Source organism: bacterium (genome assembly GCA_026129405.1).
Lineage (GTDB): Bacteria > Desulfobacterota > Binatia > DP-6 > DP-6 > JAHCID01.
In genome coordinates this window covers 22,469-48,089 of record JAHCID010000006.1, presented here as the reverse complement: position 1 = coordinate 48,089, position 25,621 = coordinate 22,469, and the positions used below count along the sequence as shown (strand labels likewise).

General features: G+C 73.3%; 22 protein-coding genes and 1 other RNA gene. 16 read left to right on the top strand and 7 right to left on the bottom strand.

Features of this window, described 5'->3' with window-relative positions; all coding sequences use genetic code 11:
* Positions 1 to 602: 602 nt before the first annotated feature.
* The 5 genes from KIT14_19210 to smpB all read left to right on the top strand — a co-directional run bounded on the left by KIT14_19210 (position 603) and on the right by smpB (position 4,059).
* The gene (locus KIT14_19210) at positions 603 to 1,253 is read left to right on the top strand and encodes a deoxynucleoside kinase (protein MCW5892648.1); all 651 of its coding nucleotides are present in this window, start codon (positions 603 to 605) and stop codon (positions 1,251 to 1,253) included.
* Between the two features lie 228 nt (positions 1,254 to 1,481).
* Entirely contained in the window at positions 1,482 to 2,330 is an 849-nt protein-coding gene (panB, locus tag KIT14_19205; protein MCW5892647.1) for a 3-methyl-2-oxobutanoate hydroxymethyltransferase, read from the top strand.
* 5 nt (positions 2,331 to 2,335) lie between these two features.
* The gene (gene panC / locus KIT14_19200; protein MCW5892646.1) at positions 2,336 to 3,190 is read left to right on the top strand and encodes a pantoate--beta-alanine ligase; all 855 of its coding nucleotides are present in this window, start codon (positions 2,336 to 2,338) and stop codon (positions 3,188 to 3,190) included.
* The gene (locus KIT14_19195) at positions 3,187 to 3,585 is read left to right on the top strand and encodes an aspartate 1-decarboxylase (GenBank protein ID MCW5892645.1); all 399 of its coding nucleotides are present in this window, start codon (positions 3,187 to 3,189) and stop codon (positions 3,583 to 3,585) included. Before panC ends, KIT14_19195 begins: the two co-directional genes overlap by 4 nt.
* Entirely contained in the window at positions 3,586 to 4,059 is a 474-nt protein-coding gene (gene smpB, locus KIT14_19190; protein ID MCW5892644.1) for an SsrA-binding protein SmpB, read from the top strand.
* A 12-nt stretch (positions 4,060 to 4,071) separates the two neighbouring features.
* On the opposite strand, the gene KIT14_19185 is transcribed toward smpB, so the two are convergent.
* Positions 4,072 to 4,713 carry a hemolysin III family protein gene (locus KIT14_19185; GenBank protein ID MCW5892643.1) on the bottom strand — a complete coding sequence of 214 codons (642 nt, stop codon included), beginning with the start codon at positions 4,711 to 4,713 and terminating at the stop codon, positions 4,072 to 4,074.
* 263 nt (positions 4,714 to 4,976) lie between these two features.
* On the opposite strand from KIT14_19185, the gene KIT14_19180 reads away from it, so the two are divergent.
* Positions 4,977 to 5,168, top strand: a complete 192-nt coding sequence (locus KIT14_19180; protein ID MCW5892642.1) for a hypothetical protein — start codon at positions 4,977 to 4,979, stop codon at positions 5,166 to 5,168.
* Positions 5,165 to 5,386: a hypothetical protein gene (locus tag KIT14_19175; GenBank protein ID MCW5892641.1), complete on the top strand. Its 222-nt coding sequence runs from the start codon at positions 5,165 to 5,167 to the stop codon at positions 5,384 to 5,386. The genes KIT14_19180 and KIT14_19175 overlap by 4 nt, the downstream gene beginning before the upstream one ends.
* Before the next feature lie 6 nt (positions 5,387 to 5,392).
* On the opposite strand, the gene KIT14_19170 is transcribed toward KIT14_19175, so the two are convergent.
* On the bottom strand, positions 5,393 to 6,484 hold the full coding sequence (locus KIT14_19170; protein ID MCW5892640.1) for an ROK family protein: 1,092 nt from the start codon (positions 6,482 to 6,484) through the stop codon (positions 5,393 to 5,395).
* A gap of 81 nt (positions 6,485 to 6,565) precedes the next feature.
* Between KIT14_19170 and KIT14_19165 the strand changes: the two genes are divergently transcribed.
* From KIT14_19165 to KIT14_19140, 6 genes are all read left to right on the top strand, one after another.
* Positions 6,566 to 7,360 carry a dienelactone hydrolase family protein gene (locus KIT14_19165; protein MCW5892639.1) on the top strand — a complete coding sequence of 265 codons (795 nt, stop codon included), beginning with the start codon at positions 6,566 to 6,568 and terminating at the stop codon, positions 7,358 to 7,360.
* Between the two features lie 343 nt (positions 7,361 to 7,703).
* Complete coding sequence (gene ilvB, locus KIT14_19160; GenBank protein ID MCW5892638.1) at positions 7,704 to 9,371, top strand: biosynthetic-type acetolactate synthase large subunit; 1,668 nt, start codon at positions 7,704 to 7,706, stop codon at positions 9,369 to 9,371.
* Positions 9,372 to 9,657: 286 nt separating this feature from the next.
* Positions 9,658 to 11,328 (top strand): sulfatase, encoded by a 1,671-nt coding sequence (locus KIT14_19155; GenBank protein ID MCW5892637.1) that lies wholly within the window; start codon positions 9,658 to 9,660, stop codon positions 11,326 to 11,328.
* Positions 11,329 to 11,376: 48 nt separating this feature from the next.
* Positions 11,377 to 11,735: a transfer-messenger RNA gene (gene ssrA, locus KIT14_19150) on the top strand.
* Between the two features lie 131 nt (positions 11,736 to 11,866).
* The gene (locus KIT14_19145; protein MCW5892636.1) at positions 11,867 to 13,492 is read left to right on the top strand and encodes an alkaline phosphatase family protein; all 1,626 of its coding nucleotides are present in this window, start codon (positions 11,867 to 11,869) and stop codon (positions 13,490 to 13,492) included.
* Positions 13,489 to 14,571 carry a glycosyltransferase gene (locus KIT14_19140; protein ID MCW5892635.1) on the top strand — a complete coding sequence of 361 codons (1,083 nt, stop codon included), beginning with the start codon at positions 13,489 to 13,491 and terminating at the stop codon, positions 14,569 to 14,571. Before KIT14_19145 ends, KIT14_19140 begins: the two co-directional genes overlap by 4 nt.
* A 12-nt stretch (positions 14,572 to 14,583) precedes the next feature.
* Here the strand turns inward: KIT14_19140 and KIT14_19135 are convergent, their stop codons facing one another.
* Positions 14,584 to 15,768, bottom strand: a complete 1,185-nt coding sequence (locus KIT14_19135) for a hypothetical protein (protein MCW5892634.1) — start codon at positions 15,766 to 15,768, stop codon at positions 14,584 to 14,586.
* 183 nt (positions 15,769 to 15,951) lie between these two features.
* On the opposite strand from KIT14_19135, the gene KIT14_19130 reads away from it, so the two are divergent.
* A complete protein-coding gene (locus tag KIT14_19130; GenBank protein ID MCW5892633.1) occupies positions 15,952 to 17,850 on the top strand; it encodes a sulfatase in 1,899 nt (632 codons plus the stop codon).
* A gap of 119 nt (positions 17,851 to 17,969) precedes the next feature.
* Here KIT14_19130 and KIT14_19125 read toward each other — a convergent pair whose 3' ends face one another.
* Genes KIT14_19125 through KIT14_19110 form a run of 4 tightly spaced genes read right to left on the bottom strand, consistent with a single transcriptional unit; the run spans position 17,970 to position 23,029 of the window.
* Positions 17,970 to 19,457 (bottom strand): TolC family protein, encoded by a 1,488-nt coding sequence (locus tag KIT14_19125; GenBank protein MCW5892632.1) that lies wholly within the window; start codon positions 19,455 to 19,457, stop codon positions 17,970 to 17,972.
* On the bottom strand, positions 19,454 to 21,604 hold the full coding sequence (locus tag KIT14_19120) for an FUSC family protein (protein MCW5892631.1): 2,151 nt from the start codon (positions 21,602 to 21,604) through the stop codon (positions 19,454 to 19,456). Before KIT14_19120 ends, KIT14_19125 begins: the two co-directional genes overlap by 4 nt.
* A gap of 11 nt (positions 21,605 to 21,615) precedes the next feature.
* Positions 21,616 to 22,662, bottom strand: coding sequence for a biotin/lipoyl-binding protein (locus tag KIT14_19115; protein MCW5892630.1), 1,047 nt, complete (start codon positions 22,660 to 22,662; stop codon positions 21,616 to 21,618).
* Between the two features lie 7 nt (positions 22,663 to 22,669).
* Positions 22,670 to 23,029 (bottom strand): hypothetical protein, encoded by a 360-nt coding sequence (locus KIT14_19110; protein MCW5892629.1) that lies wholly within the window; start codon positions 23,027 to 23,029, stop codon positions 22,670 to 22,672.
* 227 nt (positions 23,030 to 23,256) lie between these two features.
* Here KIT14_19110 and KIT14_19105 point away from each other — a divergent pair, with 227 nt between their 5' ends.
* Together KIT14_19105 and KIT14_19100 are read left to right on the top strand one after the other, a co-directional pair.
* Positions 23,257 to 24,423: an acyl-CoA dehydrogenase family protein gene (locus KIT14_19105; protein MCW5892628.1), complete on the top strand. Its 1,167-nt coding sequence runs from the start codon at positions 23,257 to 23,259 to the stop codon at positions 24,421 to 24,423.
* Between the two features lie 12 nt (positions 24,424 to 24,435).
* Positions 24,436 to 25,566 carry an acyl-CoA/acyl-ACP dehydrogenase gene (locus KIT14_19100; protein ID MCW5892627.1) on the top strand — a complete coding sequence of 377 codons (1,131 nt, stop codon included), beginning with the start codon at positions 24,436 to 24,438 and terminating at the stop codon, positions 25,564 to 25,566.
* The last annotated feature ends 55 nt before the right edge of the window (positions 25,567 to 25,621 follow it).

The following is a 25,621-nucleotide window of genomic DNA, read 5'->3' as shown; positions in this document are numbered from 1 at the left end:
CGCAGGGGATGATGCCGCCTGCCTGGAGCCCGCGCGCGAAGGGCAGCGCGAGGCGGATCACCTGGGCCGGCGTGGTGCCGAAGGCGCGGTCGCCGATGACGCGGTTGCGCGGGTTCGAGTCGACGTCGAGGACGGGCGCGAAGTTCAGGTCGAAGCCGACGGCCGCGAGCTCGCGGCCCATGGCCCGACCGACGGCCAGCGCGAGCACCGGGTCGTCGGCTGCGGCCACCGCGGCCATGGGCGGGAAGTGGGTGAAGGGCCGGCCGAGCCGATGCACCCGACCGCCCTCGTGGTCGATGCCGATGAGCGGCTCGGGGCCGGCGCCGGTTGCCTTCAGCGCAGCCACCAGGCGGCGCAGCTGCGCCGCGCTGCGGACGTTGCGTTTGAAGAGCACGAACCCGGCGACCGGGAACTCGGCCAGGAAATCCCGCGCCTCGGCGTCGATCGCCGGCCCCGGGATACCGACCAGGAAGCACTGGGCAACGGTCCGGCGGAGCACGGCGGTCGGCATGGCCGGGCGCATATAGTCGAAGGAACGCGGTTCTACTACTGGACAGAACCTTTCACGACGTGGTACGGCGCGCGGCGTAACCCGGGTGGGGATGGTGGACCGAGCGGCGGCGCGCTACATCGCGGTTGAGGGTCCGATCGGCGTCGGAAAGACGGCCCTCGCACGGCGACTCGCGACGGAGTTCGGATCCCGCACCGTCCTCGAACGGGTCGAAGACAACCCGTTCCTGAAGCGGTTCTACGACGACCCCGAACGCCATGCCCTCCAGGCTCAGCTTTCCTTCACGCTCGGCCGCTACCGCCAGCAGGTGGAGCTGGACGCCGACGACCTCGCCCGCACCGGCGCCGTCGCCGACTACCTCTTCGCGAAGGACGGCATCTTTGCCGGCATCACGCTCTCCGTGGAGGAGCTGCACCTCTACCGCGAGATCTTCCAGCTCCTCGACCGCCGCATCCCGCGCCCGGATCTGGTCATCTACCTGGAGGCCCGCCCCGACGTTCTCCTGCGGCGTATCCGCAAGCGCGATCGCGAGTTCGAACGCAGCATCAGCCCACAGTATCTCGAACGGCTGACGGAGGCCTTCCGCACCTTCTTCCACTCCTACACCGAAACCCCGCTCCTCGTGGTCAATTGCTCGGAGATCGACTTCGTCGAGCACGTCGGCGATCTGGCCGATCTGGTCCGGGAGGTGCGGGGTATGAAGCAGGGGGTACAGCACTACATTCCGCTTGGATCCTTGTGACGACCCCGACCCATTCCGGGCGGGGATTGAACGGACCGAGACGGGCAGCTGCGAAGACGACGCAAGCGCGCGCACGGCGAGCACGCCACACCCACTGACGGCACCGGCGGACCGCGATCCATGACGGACGGGGATCGGCAGGTGGAGTCCCGATGGGGGAGCTCTCCGCGAGCCTTTTGCGATCCGCTTCGACAGCCTCCCGGACACCCGGTCCAGGAGGCTCTTTTCATGGACGCGAAGCGGATCACGGTTCCCGAACTGGGCCGCATGAAGGCAGCGGGAGAGCGGATCACGATGGTGACCGCCTACGACTGGACCTTCGCCCGGCTGCTCGACGCTGCAGGCGTCGAGATGCTCCTCGTCGGCGACTCGCTCGGCAACGTCGTGCAGGGCCACGACACGACGCTGCCGGTCACACTCGACGAGATGGTCTATCACACGCGCATGGTCGCCCGCGGGGCGCGCCGGGCGCTCGTCGTCGGCGACCTGCCGTTCGGCGCCTATCACGCCAGCGCCGCGCAGGCGGTCGAGAGCGCGGTGCGGCTGGTGAAGGACGGTGGTGCGCAGGCCGTCAAGCTCGAGGGCGGCGTTCGCATGGCGCACGCCATCGAGGCGATCGGCAGCTGCGACATACCGGTGATCGGCCACGTCGGGCTCACGCCCCAGTCGGTCCACCGCATGGGCGGGCACAAGGTGCAGGGCCGGCGGCACGGCTCCGGCGCCGACAGCCGCGAGCGCGTCCTCGACGACGCGCGCGCGGTGGAGGAGGCGGGCGCCTGCGCGGTGGTGCTCGAAGGCATCCCGCTCGACCTCGCCGCGGAGATCACCGCCGAGCTGGCGATCCCCACCATCGGCATCGGCGCCGGCGTCTTCTGCGACGGCCAGGTGCTCGTCCTCCACGACCTGCTCGGCCTCACCGAGCGGGCGCCGAAGTTCGCCAAGGCGTACGCCGATCTGGGCACGACCATCGTCGAGGCGGCGCGGGCCTACGTCGGCGAGGTGAAGGGCGGCGTCTTCCCCACCGACGCGCACGCCTTCCACGCCCTGAAGCCCGTCACGGCGGCGACGGGTAGCTGAGCGCCATGCGCATCATCGACGAGCCCCGGGCCATGCAGGCCTGGGCCGACGCCGCGCGCGCGGCGGGCCGGCGGATCGCGCTGGTCCCGACCATGGGCGCGCTCCACGACGGACACCTGGAGCTCATGCGCCAGGGTCGGGCACGCGCCGACGAGGTGGTCGTCTCGATCTTCGTGAACCCGATCCAGTTCGATCGACGCGACGACTTCGAGAAGTATCCGCGTACCCTCGACGCCGATGCGGCCCGCTGCCGCGAGGCCGGCGTCGACGCGATCTACGCACCGTCCGCGGGCGCCATGTACCCCGAGGGGTTCCACACCGCGGTCGACGTGTCGCATCTCACCGAGCCGCTCTGCGGGGCCCAGCGGCCGGGGCATTTCCGCGGCGTGACCACCGTGGTCACGAAGCTGTTCCACGCCGTCCGCCCGCACGTGGCGGTGTTCGGCGAGAAGGACTTCCAGCAGCTCGCGGTCGTCCGTCGCATGACGGCCGACCTCGACTTCGGCATCGACGTCGTGGGCGTGCCGACCGTTCGGGAAGCCGACGGCCTCGCCCTCTCCAGCCGCAACCAGCGGCTCGCGCCCGAGGCCCGGATCGCGGCGCGCTGTGTGCCGCGGGCGCTGGGCGCCGCGGTGGAAGCCGTGCGCGTGGGCGAGACCCGGGCGGCGGCGGTCGTCGACCGGGCGGCGCGGGTGATCGCGGCCGAGCCGCAGGCGCGGCTCGAGTACGCCGAGCTGCGCGATCCGGAGACGCTCGACGGTGTGGCGGAGGTGCGGGGCCCGGCGTTGCTCGCCCTGGCAGTGTGGGTGGGCGGCGTGCGGCTGATCGACAATCGAATCCTCGGGGGGACCAACCCATGACCAAGGCCACTCGCAAGATGATGCGCGCCAAGATCCACCGCGCCACCGTGACCCAGGCGGAGCTGCACTACGAGGGCTCCATCACCATCGACCGCACGCTCATGGACCTGACGGACCTGCTCCCGAACGAGGCGGTCTGCGTGTGGAACGTCACCAACGGCAACCGCTTCGAGACCTACGTGGTCGAGGGCGAGCGCGACTCCGGCGTCATCTGCGTCAACGGCGCCGCCGCGCACATGGTGAACAAGGGCGACCTCGTCATCATCGCCGCGTTCACCTGGCTCGACGAGGACGCGGCCCGCAGGCACGAGCCGAAGGTCGTCTTCGTCGACGAGCAGAACCGCATGCGCGCGAAGCGGGCCGAGATTCCCGGCCCGCAGGTGGTGGCGGCGTAGATGGCGGACAAGGCCCACGATCGCGACATCACCGTCAATCGGCGGGCCTTCCACGAGTACCACATCGACGAGAAGGTCGAGGCGGGCCTGGCCCTCCGCGGCAGCGAGGTGAAGTCGCTGCGGGAGGGCCGGGTCCAGCTGAAGGACGCCTACGCGCGCTTCGTCGGCGACGAGCTGTTCCTGTTCGCCGCGCACATCTCGCCCTACGGCCCGTCGAGCCAGTTCGGGCACGCGCCCGAGCGCGAGCGCAAGCTGCTGCTCCACCGGCGCGAGCTCGACAAGCTGCGCGCCCAGCTGCAGGAGAAGGGCCTGACGCTGATCCCGCTGCGGCTCTATTGGGTGAAGGGCCGCGCCAAGGTCGAGATGGGCCTCGGCCGCGGCAAGAAGATGCACGACAAGCGCGAGGCGATCCGCGAGCGCTCCGAGAAGCGCGAGATCGACCGCGCGCTGGCCGCCGGGCGCCGCCGCGGCTGAGCGACGGCGCGCTCAGGCGACGGCGAGCACCACCGCGGCCCAGTGTACGCCGGCCGCCACGACCACGAGAGCGTGGAAGACCTCGTGGTAGCCGAAGACGGCCGGCACGGGATCGGGGCGGCGGAGCGCGTAGACCGCCGCGCCGAGGGAGTAGAGCAGCCCGCCGATCAGAAGCAGGATCGGGATGGTCCACCCGGCGGCGAGCAGCGTCGGCGTCGCGACGACGCCGACCCAGCCGAGCACGACGTAGGAGAGGGCGCTCAGCCACTTCGGAATGTCGGCCCAGAGCACGTGCAGCAGCGTGCCGACCGCGGCGCCGATCCACACCACGAGCAGCAGCGTCGGCCCGAGGTGGTCGGGCAGGGCGAGCATCGCGAACGGGGTGAACGTGCCGGCGATGAGGACGGCGATCATGGTGTGGTCGAGCCGTCCCATCCAGCGGCGCGCGCCGGGCGTCGTCCAGGTGACGCGGTGGAAGAGCGTGCTCACCCCGAGCAGCGCCGACAGGCTGGCGCCGTACACGAGCGCGGCCGTACGCGCGCGCGGGCTGGGCGCGATCGCGACCAGCAGCGTGCCCGCGAACAGCGAGGCGAAGAAGGCATACTGGTGGAGAACGCCGCGCAGGCGCGGGCGGGTGCGGGGCGGCGGGAGCATCGCGGAGCCTTGTCCCGCATGGGCGCTCGCCGCGCCAGTGAAATCCCCACGACGGTCGCCGTTTGACCAGCCCCGGTCGCGGCGCGTAGCGTGCATCGCAGGTTGGCTCTGCGACCCGGAGGCTCATCGCGGTCCCGGGCGTCACGAGCGAGCCCTCCAGCGCGCGGATGTTGGCCTCCGCGCGGTGGCCGCCAGGACCAGGCCGCGATGCCGGGCCGGCGTCTGCCGACGGCGCCCGGCAGCGACGTCATGAGGAGTGCGCCATGTCCACTGCCTGGTTCGGACCCTGTCCCCACTGCGGGGCCGCCCTGTCGTATCTGCACGGCGTCGCAGGAAGCTCGATGAGCCCGACCTGCCCGCGCTGCCACGCCGTGGTCGCGGTCACGCGCGCGACCTTCCTCATGGTCGACACGTCCGGGGTGACGCGCGCCCCGGAGCGCGGCAAGCCGTCGTGATCGACCGTCCGCCCGGACGCCCCCGGCGGCCGATCGCCTGCGACAACATGAACCACCGCCGGGCCGGCGCACCCGTGGGGCACTGCCCCCAGTGCGGGGTGGTGGTGAACCCACAGGTCGCCGCGCCCGACTGCACCGCGGAGCGGCACGCCGCCGCCCGCCGCCGGCAGTCGGTGTACTGCGTCGACTGTGGGCAGCAGCTGATCGTCGCGCGGTAGGCGGCGTCAGCGCCGCGCGCCGGCGGGCTTGCCGTTCCCGGCCTTGCCCGCCTTGGGGTCGCTGCGGTTCGTGAAGCGGGCGTTGCCGAGGCCGGTGCCGATCGTCAGCACGCCCCAGTGCTGCACGTCGGTCATGAACGGCACCTCGCTGAGGCCCTGCACCACGGCGTCGTTGTGCAGCACGACGACGGTCTCGTGGTCGCCGATCTTCGGGATCGCCTCGTAGAGACAGGTGGGCAGGTTGAAGCGCGCGCTCTCCCAGTTGCCGGGCAGGTTCTGCGCGCCGCGGTCGATCGAGCCGTCCTCCTCGATCTTTCCCGGACAGCCGATGCCGATGAACGGGGCGAGGGCGAGCTCCTTGCGCGTCGTGCGGCGGATCAGGCCCTCGAGCATCGCGACGAGGCGGGCGACGGCCTCGTCGCGCTTCACGTCCTCGTCGCCGTGGCGCCACAGCTCCGACTTCCAGACGCAGGCCTTCGACGCGTCGGCGGCCTTCCTGAGGTTGGTCTCGACGATGCCGGCGCGGATGTTCGTGCCGCCGATGTCGACGGCGAGGATGGCGTCGTGGGCCTCGAAGATCCACGACGGCGCCAGGTGCACCGCACCGATGAGCCCCGCCTCGTCGGGATGGTTGCGGATGGGCCGCACCTCGACCTCGATGCCCTCGGCCGCCAGCAGGCTGCCGGCCCGCGCGATGGCGAGCTCACCGATGCGGCCCCAGCGGAAGCCGCCGCCGACGACGATGCGCTCGGTGTCCCGCCACGCCTTCAGCTTCTGGAAGCGGCGGGTGACGCCGGCGAACTCGTGCGCGAAGTCCTCGATCGCGCCGTGCACGACGGCCGCGGCCGCCGCGTCGTCGCCGACGAGGATGGCCTCGAGGTCCCTCTTGCCGAGGCCGTCGGTCTCGCGGTCGCCGAACGGGTCGTCGCCGAGCTGGCGCAGCGGCTCGCGCCACTTCTCGAGGCTCGCGCCGAAGGCGGCGCGGCTGGCGCGGTCGCCGAGAAAGCCGCCGTCGTCGTCCTTGATCTCGAGGTTGTAGGAGTCGACGCGCACGGACGGCAGCTCCTCGCTGCCGTGCTGCGCGACCGAAGCGGGCATGCGGGGATTGTGCGCCAAACGCGCCGACCCGCAATATCGTTCGATGTGACGCGGGGACGTCGCCGGTGCTAAGGCGGCCGCATGGCGGATCTCGAACGCAACGACGCGCTCGACGACTTCGAACGGCGCCCGCTGTCCCTGCTCGGGGTGGAGAGGCCGGTCTTCGTCGCGGGCAGCGGGCCGGCGGTGATCGTCATGGCCGAGATGCCCGGCATCTCGCCCTACGTGGCGCGCTTCGCGCGCTGGGTGCGCGACGCCGGCTTCACGGTGTGGATGCCCAGCCTCTTCGGCGAGCCGGGGCGGGCGATCTCGCCGCTCTATGGGGCGTCGACGATCCTGCGTGCCTGCATCAGCCGCGAATTCGCGGCTCTCGCCGCGAACCGCTCGAGCCCCGTGATCGACTGGCTGCGGGCGCTCGCGGCACACGCGCATCCGCTCTGCGGTGGCCGCGGCGTCGGCGCGATCGGCATGTGCTTCACCGGCAACTTCGCGCTGTCGATGATGCTCGAGCCCGCGGTGCGCGCACCCGTCCTGTCGCAGCCGTCGCTGCCGATCTTCCAGAAGGGCGGCATGCACATCGCGCCCGGCGAGCTGGCGGCGGTGAAGGCGCGCATGGAGCGCGAGGACCTGACGGTCCTCGCGTACCGCTTCGCCGGCGACGCCTTCTGCCGCGCCGAGCGCTTCGCGGCCTACGAGGCGGCGCTCGGCGATCGCTTCCAGGGGCGGGTCCTGCCGGACAGCGCCGCCGGACCCAACAAGCACATGAAGAACCCGCACAGCGTCGTGACGTTGCACCTCGTCGACGAGGCCGGCCAGCCGACGGTGCAGGCGCGCGACGATATCCTCGCCTTCTTCGCGCAGCGCCTGCGCGCGTGAGGCGCTGGGGTGAGAAGGCAAGCATGCGGCCCGGCCGGGAGGCGCTGCCGGGCTGCGCGCGCAGCCGAACGATCGGGGCCGCGCAGATACCGCTTGCGTTTCCGCGAGCCGCACGGGTACACAGGACGGCAGTGGCTCCTCGCACCGATCTGCTGACGCGCGTCGCCGGACTCGTCGTGGTCCTCGTCGTCGTCATGCGGGTCGTCGTGCCCAGCGCGTCGTAGCGGGGAGCTCGGAAGAGACGAGACCAGAGCCCCTGCCGGCGCGAAGCCGGCAGGGGCTTTTCGTTGCGGCCCACCGGCTCCGGATCGGCAGAGGCTCCCGACCAGACGGAGGGAGACTCATGAAGACGACGGGCGCGGGACTCATCACGCGGCTGCTGGAACGGCAGGGCGTGACCACGGTCGCCGGCATCCCCGGCGGCGCCAACCTGCCGCTCTACGACGCCCTGCGGACGAGCGGCATCCGCCACGTCCTCGCACGGCACGAGCAGGGTGCGGGCTTCATCGCCCAGGGCATGGCGCGGGCGAGCGGGCGCGCGGCGGCGTGTCTCGCCAGCTCGGGTCCGGGGGCGACGAACCTCGTCACCGCGCTCGCCGACGCGCACATGGACTCGATCCCGCTGGTGGCCATCACCGGCCAGGTGCCGCGGGCGCTGCTCGGGACGAACGCGTTCCAGGAGATCGACACGCCGGGTCTCGCCGAGCCGATCACGAAGCACGTGCGCCAGGTGCGCTCTGCGGCCGAGCTGGTCGAGGCGGTGCCCGAGGCCTTCCGCCTCGCGACCTCGGGCCGCCGCGGGCCGGTCGTGCTCGACGTGCCCAAGGACGTGCAGCTCGAATCGATCGACGTGGGGCCGCTGCCGGCGCCGGCGACGAGCGACCCGCCGCCGATCGCGTCGGAGGACGCGATGAGCCGTGCGCTGGCGCTGCTCGAGGCCGCGGAGCGGCCGACGATGCTCGTCGGCGCCGGCGTCGTCGCCGCCGGTGCGAGCGACCTCGTGCGCATGCTCGCCGAGCGTGCGACCGTCCCCGTCGCCGCGACGCTGCACGGGCTGGGCGTGTTGCCGCCCGACCATCCGCTCTGGCTGGGTATGGTCGGGATGCACGCGGCGCGCTGCACGAACATGGTGCTGGACGAGTGCGATCTGCTGCTCGGGCTCGGCGTGCGCTTCGACGACCGCGCCACCGGCAAGCTCTCCGAGTTCGCGCCGCACGCGCACATCGTCCACGTCGACATCGATGCGCGCGAGCTGGGCAAGCTCGTGCGTCCGACCGTGGGCATCCGTGCCGACGTGGGCGCCGTGCTCGCGGAGCTGACGACGCGCGTGCGGCCTGCGCCGCGCCCCGCCTGGCGGGCGCGGCTGAGCGAGCTGCGCACGCGCCATCCGCTCGCCACCCCGGGAGCCGACGATCCGCGCGCGGTGTACGGCCTCATCCGCGCCGTCGGCGGTCTGCTCGAGCCCGACGACCTGGTCGCGACCGACGTGGGACAGCACCAGATGTGGGTGGCGCAGGCCTACCCGCTGTCGCGTCCGCGGCGCTGGCTCACCTCGGGAGGCCTCGGGACGATGGGCTTCGGCGTGCCCGCGGCCATCGGTGCGGCGCTCGCGTGCCCGGAGCGCCGCGTGGTGTGCTTCACCGGCGACGGCAGCGTGCTGATGAATCTCCAGGAGCTGGGCACGGCGGCGGAGGAGGGCGTGTCGGTGACGGTGGTCGTGCTCGACAACGGTCACCTGGGGCTCGTGCGCCAGCAGCAGGAGCTGTTCTACGGCGGCCGCTTCCACGCCTCGCGCTTCCGGCGCGAGCCCGACTTCGTCGCGATCGCGCGCGGCTTCGGCGTGTCGGCCTGGGACATGGGCGCGTCGGACGACCCGATCGGCACGCTCGCCCGCGCGCTCGGGACCCCTGGTCCGAGCCTCGTGCGTGTGCCGGTGCTGCACGAAGAGAAGGTGTGGCCGATGGTGCCGCCCGGGGCAGCGAACCGCGAGATGCTGGAGGCGGCTCCATGATGCCGGCGCGGAACGGAAACGGGCCTCGGCGCCTCGGCAGCGCCGAGGGGCCGGCGCGCCCGCCGCTGCGTGGGGTGCGCCGCGGCGTTCCCATGTGCTGTGGCGGACGACAAGGTGCGCGGTCGTTCATTCCCTGCTTCCGACTGTTCGCCACACGCGGGTGGTGAGTGCAGCAGACGGGAGACACACTTCGAGCGTGTGGGTTCGGGTTCTGCGGTTCGTGTTCCTCGTCTCTTTGGTCAGCTGTGGATGGTCGCCCCCCGAGCCGACGCGGCACGGCGGGCAGGTGGGCCAGTTGCCCGTGCGTCTCGATGGGCAGGCCGGCGAGCAGGCGATCCGCGCCGTGCGGCTCGGATCGGAGGTGCGGCCGACGCTGCCTCCGGGCGCGAGCTCGATCGTGTATCCGCTCGCCGATGCGCCCAATGCGCCCACGCTGTGGGTCGGGCTCGGCCTCGAGCCGAAGGGCGACGCCGCACGCTGGCGTGCGGAGGTGCGGATCGAGCGTGACGGCGTCCCGCCCGCCACCTTCCTCAGCGAGTCGATCGCGACTTCCGGCGCGTGGCGCGATCTACGTCTGCCGCTCGAGCCGACGATTTCGCAGGACGCGCGCCTCGTGCTGTACGCGACGCTCGAGGAGGCGAGCGGCGACAGCCCGCGCCGGCTTCTCTGGGGCGATCCGGTGCTCCTGCCGGAGCAGCCGCTTGCGCGGCCGTCGGTGATCCTCGTCTCGCTCGACACGTTGCGCGCCGACCACGTCGGCTCGCGGCTCAAAGGCCGCTCGCGCACGCCGCGGCTCGACGCCTTCGCCGCGGAGGCCGTTCGCTACACCCACGCGTACAGTCCGTCGCACTGGACGTTGCCGTCGCACGTGTCGCTCTTGTGGGGGCGCCACCCGGGCGTGCTCGATCGCGTCAAGGCGGCGGACGGCCTTGCGCCGCCGGACGTCCTCGGGCCGGTCGCGTCGCTGGCCGAGCGCTTCGCCGACGAAGGCTATCTGACCGGCGCCATGACGGGCGGCGGATGGATGTCGAACACCCTCGGGCTCGGACCCTGGCACCCGTTCTCGCGCGGCTTCGACGTCTTCAAGAGCTTCGAGGTGCCGCACCAGAAGGCCGGCGAGTGCGACCCGCGGCGCTTCGACGGCGACACCGTCTTCGGCTGGGCGGAGGAGTGGGTGCGGACGCAGGCGGAGCATCCGTACTTCCTCTTCGTCCACACGTACGAAGCCCACGATCGATGCCCCTTCTTCCCGCCGGGGGACGACGCAGGGCTCGTGTGGCGGTACGACGCCGAGCGCCAGCCGAAGCTGCTGGCGTATTACGACGAGCTGGTCGAGCGCACGGATGCCCTCTTCGGCCGCCTCCTCGACGCCGTCGCGGCGAGCGGTCAGGCCGATCGGACGATCATCGCCGTCACGTCCGATCACGGCGAAGCGTTCTTCGAGCACGGCGCCGGCGGGCACGGGTGCGGCATCCGCGGCTACGACGAGCTGACCCGTGTGCCGCTCATCGTCCGCCCGGCGAAGGACACGGCGGCGCCCGCGATCGTCGCGGCGCCGGTCTCGGTCGTGCAAATGGCGCCGACGCTGACGGCGCTCGCCGGCATCGCCGACGGCCCGCCGTTCGACGAGCCGCCGCTTCCGGGGCTGGATATCCGGGGAGGCAGGGCGCCGGACGCGGTCGTCGTCCAGTGCGAGGATCAGCTCGCCGTGCGGAGCGGCAGCTACAAGCTGCTGAGCGATCGCCGCCGGCGTCGCCCCGACCAGCTGTACGACCTCGCAGCCGATCCCGGGGAGACGGTCGACATCGCGACCCGACCCGGCACGGTGCACCCGACGCTCGCCGCCGTGGCGGAGGCGTACTGGGCGACGTTGGACGGTGCCGCGGGCATCGTTCGTCCGAGCGACGTCGACGCGGAGACCCGCAAGCAGCTGCACGCGCTCGGCTACGTGGAGTGAGTGGTTGCCCGTCCGGACCACCGTCCCTATAGTCGCAACATCGCCAATGGGGGCGACCTGGTTTCGACGGGGGTGAAGAAGCGAACGTTGCGTGCCGGGCGTGCTGTTCCGCTCGTCAAAAAGGACAGAACGGCTTAACTGCCGACTACGATTACGCACTGGCTGCCTAATTAGGCGACCACGTCTCCCCGACCCGCGCCCGTAAGGCCGGACGAGACGTCATCTTCTCGGGCTGGGCCCCCGCCACGTCGGCCGGGTGGGGGCCGAGACCAAAGGCCGGCTGGTTGCTGGCGATCCCGTCGGTGGGAGCAAGAGCGACGACACGCAGCAAGGTACGCCGACTACGCACGTAGACGCGCTCGGGGACGCACTTTCGGACGGGGGTTCGATTCCCCCCGCCTCCACTCACGCATCGTCGCGTCGCCGACGACACGCCATCGCCGACGAGCTGTCCCTGCCGGGGTGGTCTCGGCGATGACGTGCGCGGCGCGCCGCTCGCCCTTGCAGGTCCGTCGCGCGCACGGCAATAGTCTCGCGCGTGGGGTCCCCGAGGGTCCTGATCATCGGTCTCGACGGGGCCACCTGGGACCTGTTCGAGCCGTGGGCCAAGTCCGGCAGGCTGCCCGCGCTCGCCCGGCTCATGGGGCGCGGGACGTGGGGCGGGCTGCGCTCGACGGTGCCGGCGCTGACGCTGCCGGCGTGGGCGACGTTCATGACCGGGAAGAACCCGGGCGGCCATGGCGTGTACGGCTTCCGGCGGCTGCCCTGGGATCGCTACGAGGCCACCGGGCTCGCGAACGCCCATGACCTGCGCACCGCGACCATGTGGAACGTCGCCGCCGCGGCGGGGCTGCGGGTCGGGGTGGTGAACGTGCCGCCGTCGTATCCGTTGACGCCGATCCCGAACGGGTTCGTCGTCGGCTGCATGCTGACGCCGCCGGGCGAGCCCTTCACGAGCCCGCCCGAGGTCGAGGCCGAGCTCGGCGAGTACGTGATCGACGTGCCGCCGCCGAAGAACCTGCGCCGCACCGACGCCGACTATCGTACGCGCTCGCTCGACTACCTGGAGGCCCTGGCGCGGCAGACGCGGCTGCGCGGCGACGCGTCGCTGCGGCTGCTGGACGCGCGGCCGGTGGACGCGCTGTGCGTCGTCTTCTACGCACCCGATCGCGCGCAGCACTACTTCTGGGAGTACCTCGACCCGACCGGCACGGCGACGGTGCCGGACGAGCCGCAGGTGCAGGCGGCGCTCGAGAACGTCTTCACCGAGCTCGATGGTGCGGTGGGGCGGCTGGTCGACGCCGTCGGCGACGACACCACCATCGTCCTGGTGTCCGACCACGGCTTCGGGCTCAAGCCGGAGCGCTCGATCCGCCTGAACCGCTGGCTGGCCGACCATGGCCATCTGCGGCGGCGTCCGCTCTGGAAGCAGCGCCGTCGCGTCGTGCGCGGCCTGCTCCCCGAGCCCTGGCGGAGCCGCTACGACACGACCGATTTCATCCTCGTCGACCGCGCCCGCAGCCGGGCGTGGGCGGAGACCATCTTCACCGGCACCGCCGGCGTCTGGATCAACGTCCGTGGACGCTATCCCCTCGGCTGCGTGGAGCCCGGGACGGAGTACGAGGCGGTGCGCGAGGAGATCCGCCGGGGGCTCGCCGAGCTGCGCGACGAGCACGGGCGCGCGGTGTGCGCGCAGGTGCGGCGGCGCGAGGACGTCTACCGCGGGCCGTTCGTCGAGGAGGCGCCCGACCTGGTCGTCGAATGCTCGGACGCGTACGGCGTGCTCTTCGAGAGCCTGCGGCGCGAGCTGCGCACACCGGAGCTGTTCGGGCCGTTCGACGAGCTGGGCTACACGGGTACGCATCGGCCCGAGGGCCTGTATCTGTTCGCCGGGCCGCCGTTCGCGGCGCTCGGGCAGCACGCGTCGCGTCCCATCGAGGCGATCGCGCCGCTCGTGCTCTACACCCTCGGGGTGCCGATCCCGACCGACTTCGAGGCGCCGCTCTGCACCGAGGTCGTGCGCCCGGAGCACCTGGCCGCGAACGCACCCCGCTATCAGGACCCGGTCCCCGTCGACCGCGACGACGCGGACGGTGGCTGGCGATCCGGAGACGACGAAGAGAAGATCGCCGAGCGCCTGCGCGCGCTCGGCTACCTCGCATGACGGTCGTCCCCGGGCGGGTGAGCGTCCTCGTCCCGTGTCACAACGGCGCCCGCTACCTCGGGGAGGCGCTCGACAGCGCGCTCGGGCAGACCCACGGCGACGTCGAGATCCTGGTCGCGGACGACGGCTCGACCGACACGAGCGCCGCCGTCGCGCGCGCCTACGGCCCGCGCGTGCGCTGCCTCGCGCAGGAGAACCGCGGCCCGTCGGCGGCACGCAACCTGGCGCTCGGCGCGTCCACCGGCGAGTACGTCGCGCTGCTCGACGCCGACGACCGCTTCCATCCGCGCAAGCTCGCGCGACAGGTCGAGCTGCTGGCGGCGCGCCCCGACGCCGGCGCCGCGTACTGCGGATGGCGCTTCATCGACGCCGACGGCGACGAGCTGCCCGAGCGGGGCTGGCCCCGCGTCGAAGGCGATCTCCTCCCGCAGCTGCTGCTCGGGAACCTCTTCCACCCGGTGTCGGTGGTGCTCCGGCGCGAGGTGGTGGAGCGTGCGGGCGGCTTCGACGAGCGCTGGCGCGTCAACGAGGACTGGGCCCTCTTCCTCGAGGCGAGCCGGCAGGGTGCGCGCTGGGTCTGCGTCGACGAGGCGCTGTGCGACTATCGCCTCCACCCGGGGCAGAGCCATCAACGGCTGGCCCTGGTGCACGCGGTCGCGCTCGAGATCCTGGAGCGCTTCTTCGCCGACCCGACGCTGCCCGCGGCGCTGCGGCGGCTCGAGCCCGAGGCGTACGAGCAGGCCGACCTCCGCGCCGCCGCCGAGTTCTACGCCGCCGACGCCCAGGTCGACGGCGACCGCGCCCTCGCGCGGGCGATCACCCGGCGTCCGGCGATCCTCGGCGATGCGGCGTTCGCCCTGCGGCTGCTGCGCATGCTGCTGCCCGACGGCCATCGCAGCCGCGCGGCCGTGGTGTCCCAGCGGCGCCGGCTGCTCGCCATGCTTCGGCCGGCGCTGGTCCGCGTCGCCCGCAGCCCGGCGGAGCGGTGGCGCGGCCGTGCGATGCTGCTCCGGCTGGCGCTGCGTCTGCGATGGCGAGCGCTGACCCGGGGAGCGGGCGCCGTGTCGCGCGCGTCCTGACGCCAGCCCGCGTCAGGATCCGGAGCCGCTCCGCCGCGCTCGGGTCCCGGCCGTGGCCGGGACGGCGGGCGGAAGCGACGGGCAGCGCGCGCCCACCGTTGCGTCGCCGTCGCACAGCGCGCGCAGGAGGTGGTGCGCGATCTCGTCGTGACCGCGCGCGTTCCAGTGCGGATCGCCGGGGACCCGGAGCGCGACGCCCGCCGAGCGCAGCTCGGCGAGCCGCGGCCGCACGTCGATCCACTCGGCTCCGAGCGTGGTGGCGAGCTCCGCCGTGGCGTCACCGACGTCGAGCGCCGCGTCGCCGACGTTGGCGATGACGAAGCGCGCGCCCTGTGCGTGCACCGAGGCCGCGAAGCGCGTGAGGATCGCCGCCGTCAGCCGCCACGGATCGGAGGTCGGCGTGAACATGGCGTCCTCGTCGAGGCGCAGGTGGCGCTCCCACAGCCAGCGCAGCAGGACCAGGTGATCGAGCCCGGGGAGGGGCGCAGGCCCCGGCTGCGCGACGACGACGTCCGGGGGCGGGATCGGCACCCCGATCAGCTCGAGCTCGCCGTCCGCGTCGCGCAGGGCGAAGCGCGGCTTCTCGAAGTAGCGGAACGCCACGGCGTTGCGGCTCAAGTGGTAGTACGCGAACGCGAGCACGACGACGTCCGGCTTCCAGTGGACGCCCTCGCTCTCCCAGCGCAGCAGCATCTGGTCGGTGCCGTAGCCGTGGACGGCGAAGTTCAGGACCTCGGCCCCGGGCACGAGGTCGGCGAGACGCGCGGAGACGGTGCGGGTGTCGTCGATGAGGCCGCCGAAGGTCTGCGAGCAGCCGAAGAGCGCGATGCGCGGCGTGCCGGGCGTGCGCTCCATGGGCACCTCGACGGGTCCCCGCAGCGCGGCCCCGTTGGTGCTGACGAGGATGCGCTCGCCGGCCACCGTGCGCTCGCGCCGCAGGTTGGCGCGCGGGCGCCAGCCGAGCAGCGGGTCGTAGACGTCGAACGCCATGCCGGTGGGATGCTGGGTGTGGACGCGATCGCGCCACCGCAGCCGGTCGCTGTCCTCGAGGTCGAGCCCCGGCCGGCCGAGCGTCGCCTGCTCCCGCTCCGTGAGCGACAGGCGCAGCGTCGCCTCGATCGCGCCCAGCGTGACGAGGACGGCCAGCACGGCCATGAGCGGGCCGGCGAGCCGGGTGTGCAGGTTCCTCACGGACACGGCGTCGGCGGAGGATAGCAAGGCACACGCCGGGCCGCGACCGATGCGGTCGTCGCTGCTCTGCGCGGCAGGCAGGCCGGCAGACGCGCATCGTGCGCGGGGTCGCTCGTCCTCGCGGGGGAGATTGGCTACTCTCCCGCGTCCCAGATGCAGACGCGCGCGCGAGGGAGGAAGCTCGGATGGGTGCTCGGGCTCGTCGGGGCGGCGACGGCGCTGGCGATCGCGGCGCGCACCCTGCGCTCGCACGACGAGCGGCCGCTGCCGCCGGAGGTGCAGGTGACCGACGTCCTGCATCAGCTGTCCGATCGCCTCGACGCGACCACGGTGGTCGCAGAGGATTCCGAGGCGCCGGTGTCCGCGGGCGGCCTCCAGCCGTCGCCGTCGCGCGGCTACCGCCGCGCCATCGTGGCGCCGCCGCCGGCGACGCTGCGCTTCCCCGTGCCGCCGACGCCCGGAGCCGCGCTGCGCATCGGCTTCGGGATGGAGCCGGCGAAGAAACCGCCGGCGACGGCGGCGGGCGTCCGCTTCGTCGCGACGCTGAACGAGCGCACCGTGCTCGACCAGGTGGTGGACCCGGTCGGCGCGAGCGGCGATCGCCGCTGGTTCGACGTCACCATCCCGCTCCCCGCCGAGGTCGCCGAGCCGCTCACGCTCACGCTCGCGACGACGCGGCACGGCAGCGGGCCGCTCGCGGGGACGCCGGGCTGGAGCCGCGTGCAGCTGGTGCGCGAGGCGCACATCCCGCGACAGGCGTCCGGCCCCGCCGCACCCAACGTCCTCGTGCTGCTGGTGGACACGCTGCGCGCCGACCACCTCGGCGTCTACGGCGCGCAGCCCAGCCCGAGCCCGCGGCTCGACCGGCTGGCCGCGCAGGGCCGCGTCTTCGAGCAGGCGGTGGCGCAGGCGCCGTGGACGCTGCCCTCGGTCGCGACGCTGTTCACCGGCCTGCATCCGCGCTCGCACGGCGTGGTGGGACGCTCGTGGCGCTTCGGCCGTCCCGCCGGCGTCACCGGCGATGCGGACTGGGCCTTCCTGTCCGACAGCCTGCCGACCATCGCCACCCAGGCCCGGCGCGCGGGCATCAGCACGATCGGCGTCTCCGCCAACGGGCTCGTGTCGCGCGAGAACAATCTCGCGCGCGGCTTCGAGACCTTCGTCGAGCTGCCACGACGCGAGCGCGGCGACGACGTCGTCTGGGCCCGCGGCGCCGAGGTGAACGCGCCGTTCCTCGACTGGCTGCGCCGCAATCGCGGCCGGCGGTTCTTCGCCTGGCTCCAGTACATGGAGGCGCACGAGCCCTATCAGCCGGTGCCCGGGACGCGGCCGCCGGCGCCGCCCGGCATCGATCCGCAGGTGCGTGACGGCGTGATCCGCCGCCTGGCGGAGGAGATCCGCAAGGGCGAGCGCCCGCCGCTCTCCGCGGTCGAGGTCGCGTATCTGCGCACCCTCTACCACGGCGCGATCGCGGCATGGGACGGCGCGCTGGGCGAGCTGGTGGCCGCGCTCGAAGCGGAAGGCGTGCTACGCGACACGATCGTCGTCGTCACCGCCGACCACGGCGAGGAGTTCCAGGAGCACGGCCTCCTCGGCCATCGCAAGCATCTCTACGACGAGTCGCTGCACGTGCCGATGATCGTCTTCGGGCCCGGGGTGACGCCGGGCCGCGAGCCGGCGCAGGTCCAGGGCATCGACCTCTTCCCCACCGTCGCCGCGGTGCTCGGCCTGGAGCTTCCGCGCGGGCTGCCGGGCAAGAACGTCCTCGCTCCGGACCTGGCGCGCGACCGCGAGGCCTGGTCGGAGACGCGCTACGGCGCCGGTCCCGACGGCTCCGAGGTCGAGCTGGACGCGCTGCGGACGCCCGAGCGCAAGCTCATCTGGGCCCCGCCAAGCGACCTCGGCGTGATCTACGATCTGGTGCGCGACCCCGGCGAGCAGGCGAACGCCTGGAGCGGCGACGCCGCGGACGCCGCGATGCGCGAGCGCCTGTCGGCGCTGCGCGCCGCGGCCGCACCGCCGCCGCCCGTGGGCGGCGCCGATCCGGGGCTCGAGGACAAGCTGCGCGCCCTCGGCTACCTCGACTGACCTCCGGCCTCCCGCGCGCCGCGGGCGACGCACCGGGCCGGGCACGCGCCCGGCGGCTCTCGGCCGCCGGGGCCACCGCAAGCGGTTGGCGCCGGCCGCCGTCGATCGTGCCGTCCGGCTCACCGTCCGGCGGTCGGGACCGGGCGCGCCAGATCGCCCGTGCTGAACGCCAGCGCCGCCGCGGCGGTGAACACCTGCGCTCTCGCCTGCGTGTCGAGCATACGCGCGCGGGCGAGGTTGCGGTCCGCCTCGCGCAGGTCGGGATACGTGGCCAGGCCGTGATCGTAGGACGACAGGACGGCGCTCCAGCTCTTCTCGGAGGCGGCGAGGAGGGCTGCACCGGCCTGCTGCCGCGCGATCGCCACCTTCACCTCCTGGTACGCCTTCCACACCTCGCGCACCGCCTTGTCGCGCGCGAGCGTGAGCTCGTCGGCGGCCGCGCGCCGCGCGGACTCGGCGAGGCTCAGGCGGTTGCGGCGCTCGAAGCCCTCGAACAGCGTCCATTCGAGGCGCAGCCCGGCGTCCCACTGCTGCGCGTCGACCGTATCGTAGGGCCCGCCGAGGACGCTGACCCGGCCGAGGTTGCGGCCGGTGGCGGCGCGGACGCCGAGCTTGGGGAAGAAGTCGGCGCGGGCACCGCGTACCTCGGCCTCCTTCGCCTGCAGGGCGGCGAGGCTCGCGAGCAGATCGGGTCGCTGGGCGAGGGCGCGGTCGACGGCGTCGTCGACCGATTCCGCGACCCCGGGCGGGAGCGGCTGCGTGGACAGGTCGACCACCCGGATCGCCGTCGTGGGCGCGACGCCCATGCTCTCGGCGAGGGCCATGCGCGCGTCGATCTCGGCCGCCAGCGCGTCGTCGACCTCGTACTGTGCGCGCACCGCCTCCTCGTGCGCCTGCAACGCCTCCGGTAGCGTCCCCTCGCCGCGCGCGCGGTGCGCCTCGGCAGCGCGCTCCAGCGTCTGCGCCGAGGCGAGGGCGGCGCGGGCGGCGGCGACTTTGCCGCGCACCGCGGTGAGCGCATAGAAGGCGCGGGTCACGGCGAACACGATCTGCTGATGCTCGGCGTTGAACCCGATGGTCGCCTCCAGCGCGAGGGCCCTGGCTGCGTCGACGGCGGCGCCGCGGCGGCCGAAGTCGAGCAGCAGCCACTCGAGCGAGACGATCGGGAGCACCGCCTGGGTCTTCGCGGTGAGATAGCCGTCGGGGAGGCCGCCGGGGATCAGGTTCGGGGGGAAGGGCGCCGCGACCCGAGCCGCACCGCCGGTCGCCGACACGGCGAGCAGCGGATAGTAGGTTCCCGCGGCCATGCCGACCGCGATGGCTGCCTGACGCGCCCGCTCCCAGGCGACCCGCGTCGCCGGATGCACGCGTTGGGCGATGTCGACGAGCTCGGGCAGGTCGTACGTCTTCGCGGGATCGATCTCGACGGGCTCGGCGGGGGCGAGCTGCTGCCGGGCCACGAGGTCGGCCGCGTGCTGCGCCAGCTCGGGCGGCGCCCAGGGACGGTCGGGCGAGGGCGGGGCGTCGCGCAGCGGGCTCCACGCCGCGCAGCCCACGCACAGGATCGGCATCGCCAGGGTGGCGATCCGCCGCGCGACCCGCGTCACCGCACGACTCCGGCGCCGGGTGCCGGCACGCCGAGCTGCTCGACGCGCAGCACGAGCGTGCGGTACAGCGCGAGCCGCGCCTGCGCCTCCGCCGCCAGGTCCGGATCGGCGCGGTGGCCCCGGAGCGGCTCGACGACGTCCGCGAGCGCGTCGAAGGCTGCGCGCACGTCCGGGAGGGGCGTGGTCGTCGCACCCTCGAGGCGGTCGGCCACCGCGTCCACCCGCGCGGCGATGGCGTGGTTCAGGTTGCGGACGGCGGTGCGCAGCGTCGGCGGCAGCCGCCGTGGGGCGATGTCGGGCCGGTGCCGCGCGACGGCGAGCTGGGTGAGGAAGAGCGCTTGTGCCTCGGTCATGCGGCGCTGGGCCTGGTCGCGGAGCGCGGCGTCGCCCGTGCCCGGAAGGACCACCTCGAACGCCGCCTCCGCCAGCGCCTGCTGGACGGCACCGAACTGGCGATCGGCCTGCGCGCGCAGCGCGCCGGTGGCGCGGCCCACCGCCGCCGGGTCCTCGCTTTCGTCCTCGACCGTGGCAAGGCGCGCCGTCGTGCGCAGCGCCGCGGCCAGCTGCCGCCACAGCGAGCGGGTCGCGTCGACCGGCCACACGAAGAGGAACACCAGCGTGATGACGACGTTGCCGAGCAGGATGCCGACCAGGCGGTCGCGGATGGTGTCGAAGTGCCAGCTCGGCGTGAAGCCCTGGATCACGCAGACGTAGAACGCGAACGCGATCTGCACCCCGGCGTACGAGATGCGCGCGCTCCCGAGGTCGACCCAGGCGGCGAGCACGGTCCCGGCGGCGACCAGCAGCGCCAGCGAGGTGATCGACTCCAGCTCGGGGACGAGGAAGAGGATCGACAGGAAGCCGAGGAGGGCGCCGACCAGCGCGCCGCCGAGGCGCAGCGTCGCCTTCTGGATCGTGCCTCCCTGGCTCGTGAGCGCGACGATCATGCAGGTCACGATGCAGGTGCGGATGCCGGGCCAGTCGACCGCGCTCTGGAGCACGTAGCAGATCATCACCGCGAGGGCGCCCTTGGCGGCGTAGCGCAGGTATTCCGGGTTCGTCAGGGCGTCGGGCACGAACGCGCGCCGGGGCTCGGGCGGGGGCGCGTCGGCGAGCGAGGCGTCGTCGCTCGCGAGGGTGTGCGCGAGGAGGCCGACGACGCGCTCCAGCTCGACGACGGCGGGTGGACCGCCCGGGGGGGCGTCGGTGGGCGGCAGGTCGAGCGAGCGCGTCGCGGGTGCGGCACCGGGCGCGCCGGCGAGCATGCGTCGCAGCTCGTCGCACGCGGCGACGAGCCGCTCGAGCCGGACGCGCTCGCCGGGCTCGAGGCGGTCGGGCGCCGTCAGCTCGAGCGCCACGGCGGCGGTGACGAGGCGGTCCGCGAGCGTGACGAGGGCGCTCTGCGCGGCGTGTCGCCGCGCCAGCGACGGGTGCACGATCTCGGCGCTGCGCAGGAGCGACAGCATCCGCGCCATGCCGGCGGTGACCAGCTCCGTGAGCGGCGTCGGGTCGGACGTGGGCGCTCGCCCCAGGCGGCGCGCGAGCGCGTGCTCGGCCGCCTCGACGCGCAGGCGGAGCTCTTCGGCGAGGAGCGCCGCCGGATCGCTGGGCGCCACGAGCAGATTGACGGCCACCGACGCCGCGATGCCCAGCGCGAACACCGGCCACAGCCACAGGCTCGCCCGGACCACGAGCTCGGGATCGGGTACGAAGTCCGGCACGGTCATGATGAGCGTGCCCACGAGGCCGATCACGAATCCGAGCGCGCCGATCACGAAGGTGCGGCGCAGGAACAGCCCGAGGGCCGCGAGCGCGGCCATCGCGCAGAAGCGCAGCCACGCCTGGTCCATGGCCACCATCAGGAGCAGGAGCGAGCCGGCGATCCCGATGGTCAGCGCGAGCAGGGCGAGGACGCCGAAGAGCAGCGTCTCGCCCGCCTCCTCGGTCGCCGTCCGCAGCGCCACCCAGACCGCGAGGTGCGCCTCCGGAACCTGGAGCGCCATGCACAGGACGAGCGTCACGACGCAGGCGACGACGATGCGCACGGTGCCGAGCCCACGCCCCGGCAGGGGCGCGAGCTCGGCACGGAGGAACTCGAGCAGGCGCGACGGCTGGGTCGGCAGCCGGGTGGTTTCCGCGATCGCCATCCGGCCGTCGATCAGCGCCCCGCGGGCCGCCCCTGGTCGTCGGGATGTCCGAGCACGATGGCGACCGCAGAGGCGCCGACCCGAAACACCTCCGCCGGGCGGGGATCCTCGATCGCGATGCGTACCGGGAAGCGCTGCGCGATGTGGACCCAGTTGAGCTCGCGCCGGATGGAGGGGATCCCCGGCGTGATGCGTTGATCCTCCGGGTTCACCGCCCAGCCGATGCCCTGCACCGTGCCGCGGTAGCTGCGCCGCGGATCCGACATGAGATAGACGCGCGCATCCATGCCCGGGGCGATGCGGTCGAGCTCGGACTCGCGATAGTTGGCGACGACGTACCAGCGCCGGCGGTCGACGAGGGCGAAGACGGGAATCGGCCCCGGCCCGACGAACGCCCCGACGGCGGTGTACAGGTTGACGACGAGCGCGTCGAAGGGCGCCTCCACCCGCGTGTGGCCGAGGTCCAGCTCCGCCTTGCCGAGCGCCGCGGCGGCGGCATCGCGTTGCGCGATGAGGGCGTCGAGGTCGCCGACGTCCTTCTCCGCCTGCATCATCCGCCGCCGGGCCTCGTCGAGCGTCGCCTCGGTCGAGCGCATCGCCGCCTGCGCCTCGTCGAGACGCTCGGCCGTGACGTACTGCTCGCGCGCCAGCGGCCGCAGGCGGTGGTACGTGTCGGCCGCGCTGCGCGCCTGCGCCTCCGCACGCTGCACGGCGGCCCGCGCGGCCGCGGTCGCGTACTCCTGGCCCTCGATGTGCCGCTTCGTCAGCGCGATCTGCGCGTCGAGCGCTTGCACCTCGGCCCGCGCCCGTTCCACGGCGAGGGCGTACGGCCGCGGGTCGATGACGAAGAGCAGGTCGCCCTGCTGCACGGCCTGGTTGTCGGCCACGTGCAGCTCGACGATGCGCCCCGAGACTTCGGGCACGACGTTGACGACGTCGGCCATGACCGTCGCGTCGTCGGTCTTGGGATGGCGCACGACCCGCGTCAGGACGACGATGCCGAGCAGCACCGCCGCCGCGACGATGCCGATACTGAGAAGGCGCCCGGCGGTCTGCATCGGCCGCTCAGCTCGCGAACAGGGTCAGCCAGGTGGCGAAGATCAAGGTCGCGACCAGGCAGGGATACACGAGCGCCGGCGGCGAGAGCCGCGCGGCGACGCCGGCGGCGACGAGGATCCGCCAGACGACGAGCGACAGGAGCAGGCCGGTGACGATCGAGATGAGCCAGGCCGGGAAGAACGAGCCGAGAACGTTCACCGACGGCGACAGGCCGCAGCCGGCGGTGGTGGCCGCGAGGCAGGCGAAGGTGACGGCCGTCGATCGGAGCCCGTGCAGCGTCCGCCCGGCCGGCGTCGCCGCGTCGCGCGTGCCGATCGCGAGGGAAAGGCAGCGTGCGCGTCGCGTGTCGTCGTTCCGCTCGTTCATGCAGCGCTGCTCCGACCAGGTCTCGGGGCGCAATACGTCGTGCTCGGACCCTAGTAAAGTATCCCCCGACGACACGCGCGACGGGCACGGCGCACGATCGCAACGCACGCGGCGCCGCGGCTCGTCGGAGCGCGCACGCCGCACCTGCCCGCCGGCGGACGGATCACACGGTTTGACCGCGAGCGCTCGGGCGCGGCAAGGTCGCGCGCCGACGAGCGAGGAGGCCGATGTACATCGCCTATACCCCGGAGCAGGACGCCCTGCGCGCCGAGCTGCGCGCCTACTTCGCCGCGCTGATGACGCCCGCGGTCGAAGCCGAGGTCGCGCGCGGCGACACCGGCGGCCCGCACTGTCTCGAAGCGGTGCGCCGGATGGGGCGCGACGGCTGGCTCGGCATCGGCTGGCCGCGCGAGTACGGCGGCCAGGGCCGCGGGCTGGTGGAGCAGTTCATCTTCTACGACGAGGCCTGGCGCGCGCTGGCGCCGATCCCCGCGCTCACCATCAACGCCATCGCGCACACGATCATGGCGTTCGGCAGCGAGGAGCAGAAGCAGTTCTTCCTGCCCCGCATCCTGCGCGGCGAGCTCCACTTCGCGGTCGGCTACACCGAGCCGCAGGCGGGCACCGACCTCGCGTCGCTGCGCACGCGTGCGGTGCGAGACGGCGACGACTGGATCATCAGCGGCCAGAAGATCTACACCAGCCTCGCCGGCTACGCCGACTACGTCTGGCTCGCCGCGCGCACCGACCCCGAGGCGCCGAAGCACAAGGGCATCTCGATCTTCGCCATGCCGACGACCGCGCCCGGCTTCTCGCACTCGATCATCCACACCCTGGTCGACTCGGGCACGACGAACACCTTCTACGACAACGTCCGTGTGCCCGGCACGGCGCTGATCGGCGAGGCGAACAAGGGCTGGAAGCTGATCACGAACCAGCTCAACTACGAGCGCGTCGCGATCGCCCCGCCGGGCATGGTCGAGAAGGTCTACGAGGACACCGTCGGCTGGGCGGCGACGACGCGGCTGGCCGACGGCCGCCGCGTCATCGACCAGGAGTGGGTGCGCCTCGACCTCGCCCGCGTCCACGCCAAGCTCGAGTTCCTGCGCCTCGCCAACTGGAAGGCGGTGACGAGCCCGACGCAGAACCCCGCCGACGCCAGCGCCACGAAGGTCTTCGGCAGCGAGTTCTTCTGCGAGGCGTATCGCCTCCTGCTCGGCGTGTTCGGCGCCGCGGGCGCGCTGCGCGGCAGCGACCACGCGCCGCTGCGCGGGCGTCTCGAGCGCGCCTACCAGGGCACGCTCTTCCTCACCTTCGGAGGCGGCACGAACGAGGTGCAGCGCGATCTCATCGCGCTCTTCGGGCTCGGGATGCCGCGCATCCCGCGCCACTGAGGGACCGACGTCATGGACCTCGAGCTCGACGACGACCAGCGCGCCATCGCCGACCTGGCGCTCCAGATCCTGCGCGAGTCGCTGACCCGCGAGCGCCTGCGCGCGATCGAGGCGAGCGACGACCGCGTCGCCGACGCGGAGTGGCGGCGCCTCGCCGAGGCCGGGCTGCTCGGCGTGCCGCTGGCGGAAGACGTCGGCGGCAGCGGGCTCGGGATCGTCGAGGCCTGCCTCGTGCTCGAGCAGGTGGGACGCACCGTCGCGCCGCTGCCGTATCTGCCCACCGTCGTCGGCGGGGCGATGGCGATCGACCGCTTCGGCACCACGGACCAGCGTGCTCGCCTCTTGCCGCGCGTGTGCGACGGCTCGCTCGTGCTGGCGCCGGCCCTTACCGAGGACGGCGACGAGCTGGCGGCGGGCACGCCGCGCACGACGGCGCGGCGGGACGGCGACGGCTGGCGGCTCGACGGCGAGAAGCGCGTCGTGCCCGCGGCGCACGTGGCCGGGCTGCTGCTCGTGCCGGCACGCACGGCTGACGATGCGAGCGCCGTCTTCCTCGTCGACCCGCGCGCCGCCGGGGTGACGCTGGCGCGCGCCGAGAGCACCGCCCGCGACGTGCTCGCGAGCGTGCGGCTCGCCGGCGTGCCGGTGCCGGCGGGCGACGTCCTCGGCGCGGTGGGGGCGGGGACCGAGATCGTGGCGTGGATCGTCCGCCGGCTGACGGCGGGCCTCTGTGCCATGCAGGCCGGCGTCTGCGCCGAGGCGCTGCGCATGACCGCCGCGCACGTCTCGGAGCGCGAGCAGTTCGGACAGAAGATCGCGACCTTCCAGGCGGTCGCCCAGCGCGCCGCCGACGCCTACGTCGACACCGAGGCGGTCATGCTGACGGCGCGCCAGGCGGCGTGGCGCCTCGGCGCCGGGCTCGACGCCGACGACGCGCTCGACACCGCCAAGTTCTGGGCGGCGGAGGGCGGCTTCCGCGTCGCGCACGCGGCGCAGCACCTCCACGGCGGCATCGGCGTCGACACCGAGTATCCGCTCTTCCGCTACTTCCGCCGCACCCGCCAGATCGAGCTGACGCTCGGCGGCGCGGCGCAGCACCTGAGCCGCCTCGGCGAGCGGCTCGCGGCGCGCGCGGGCGGGTGACGAGCCGAGGTCCCGCCACGCGTTCCGTGCGCGCCGAGCCGCCGATGGCGCCGGC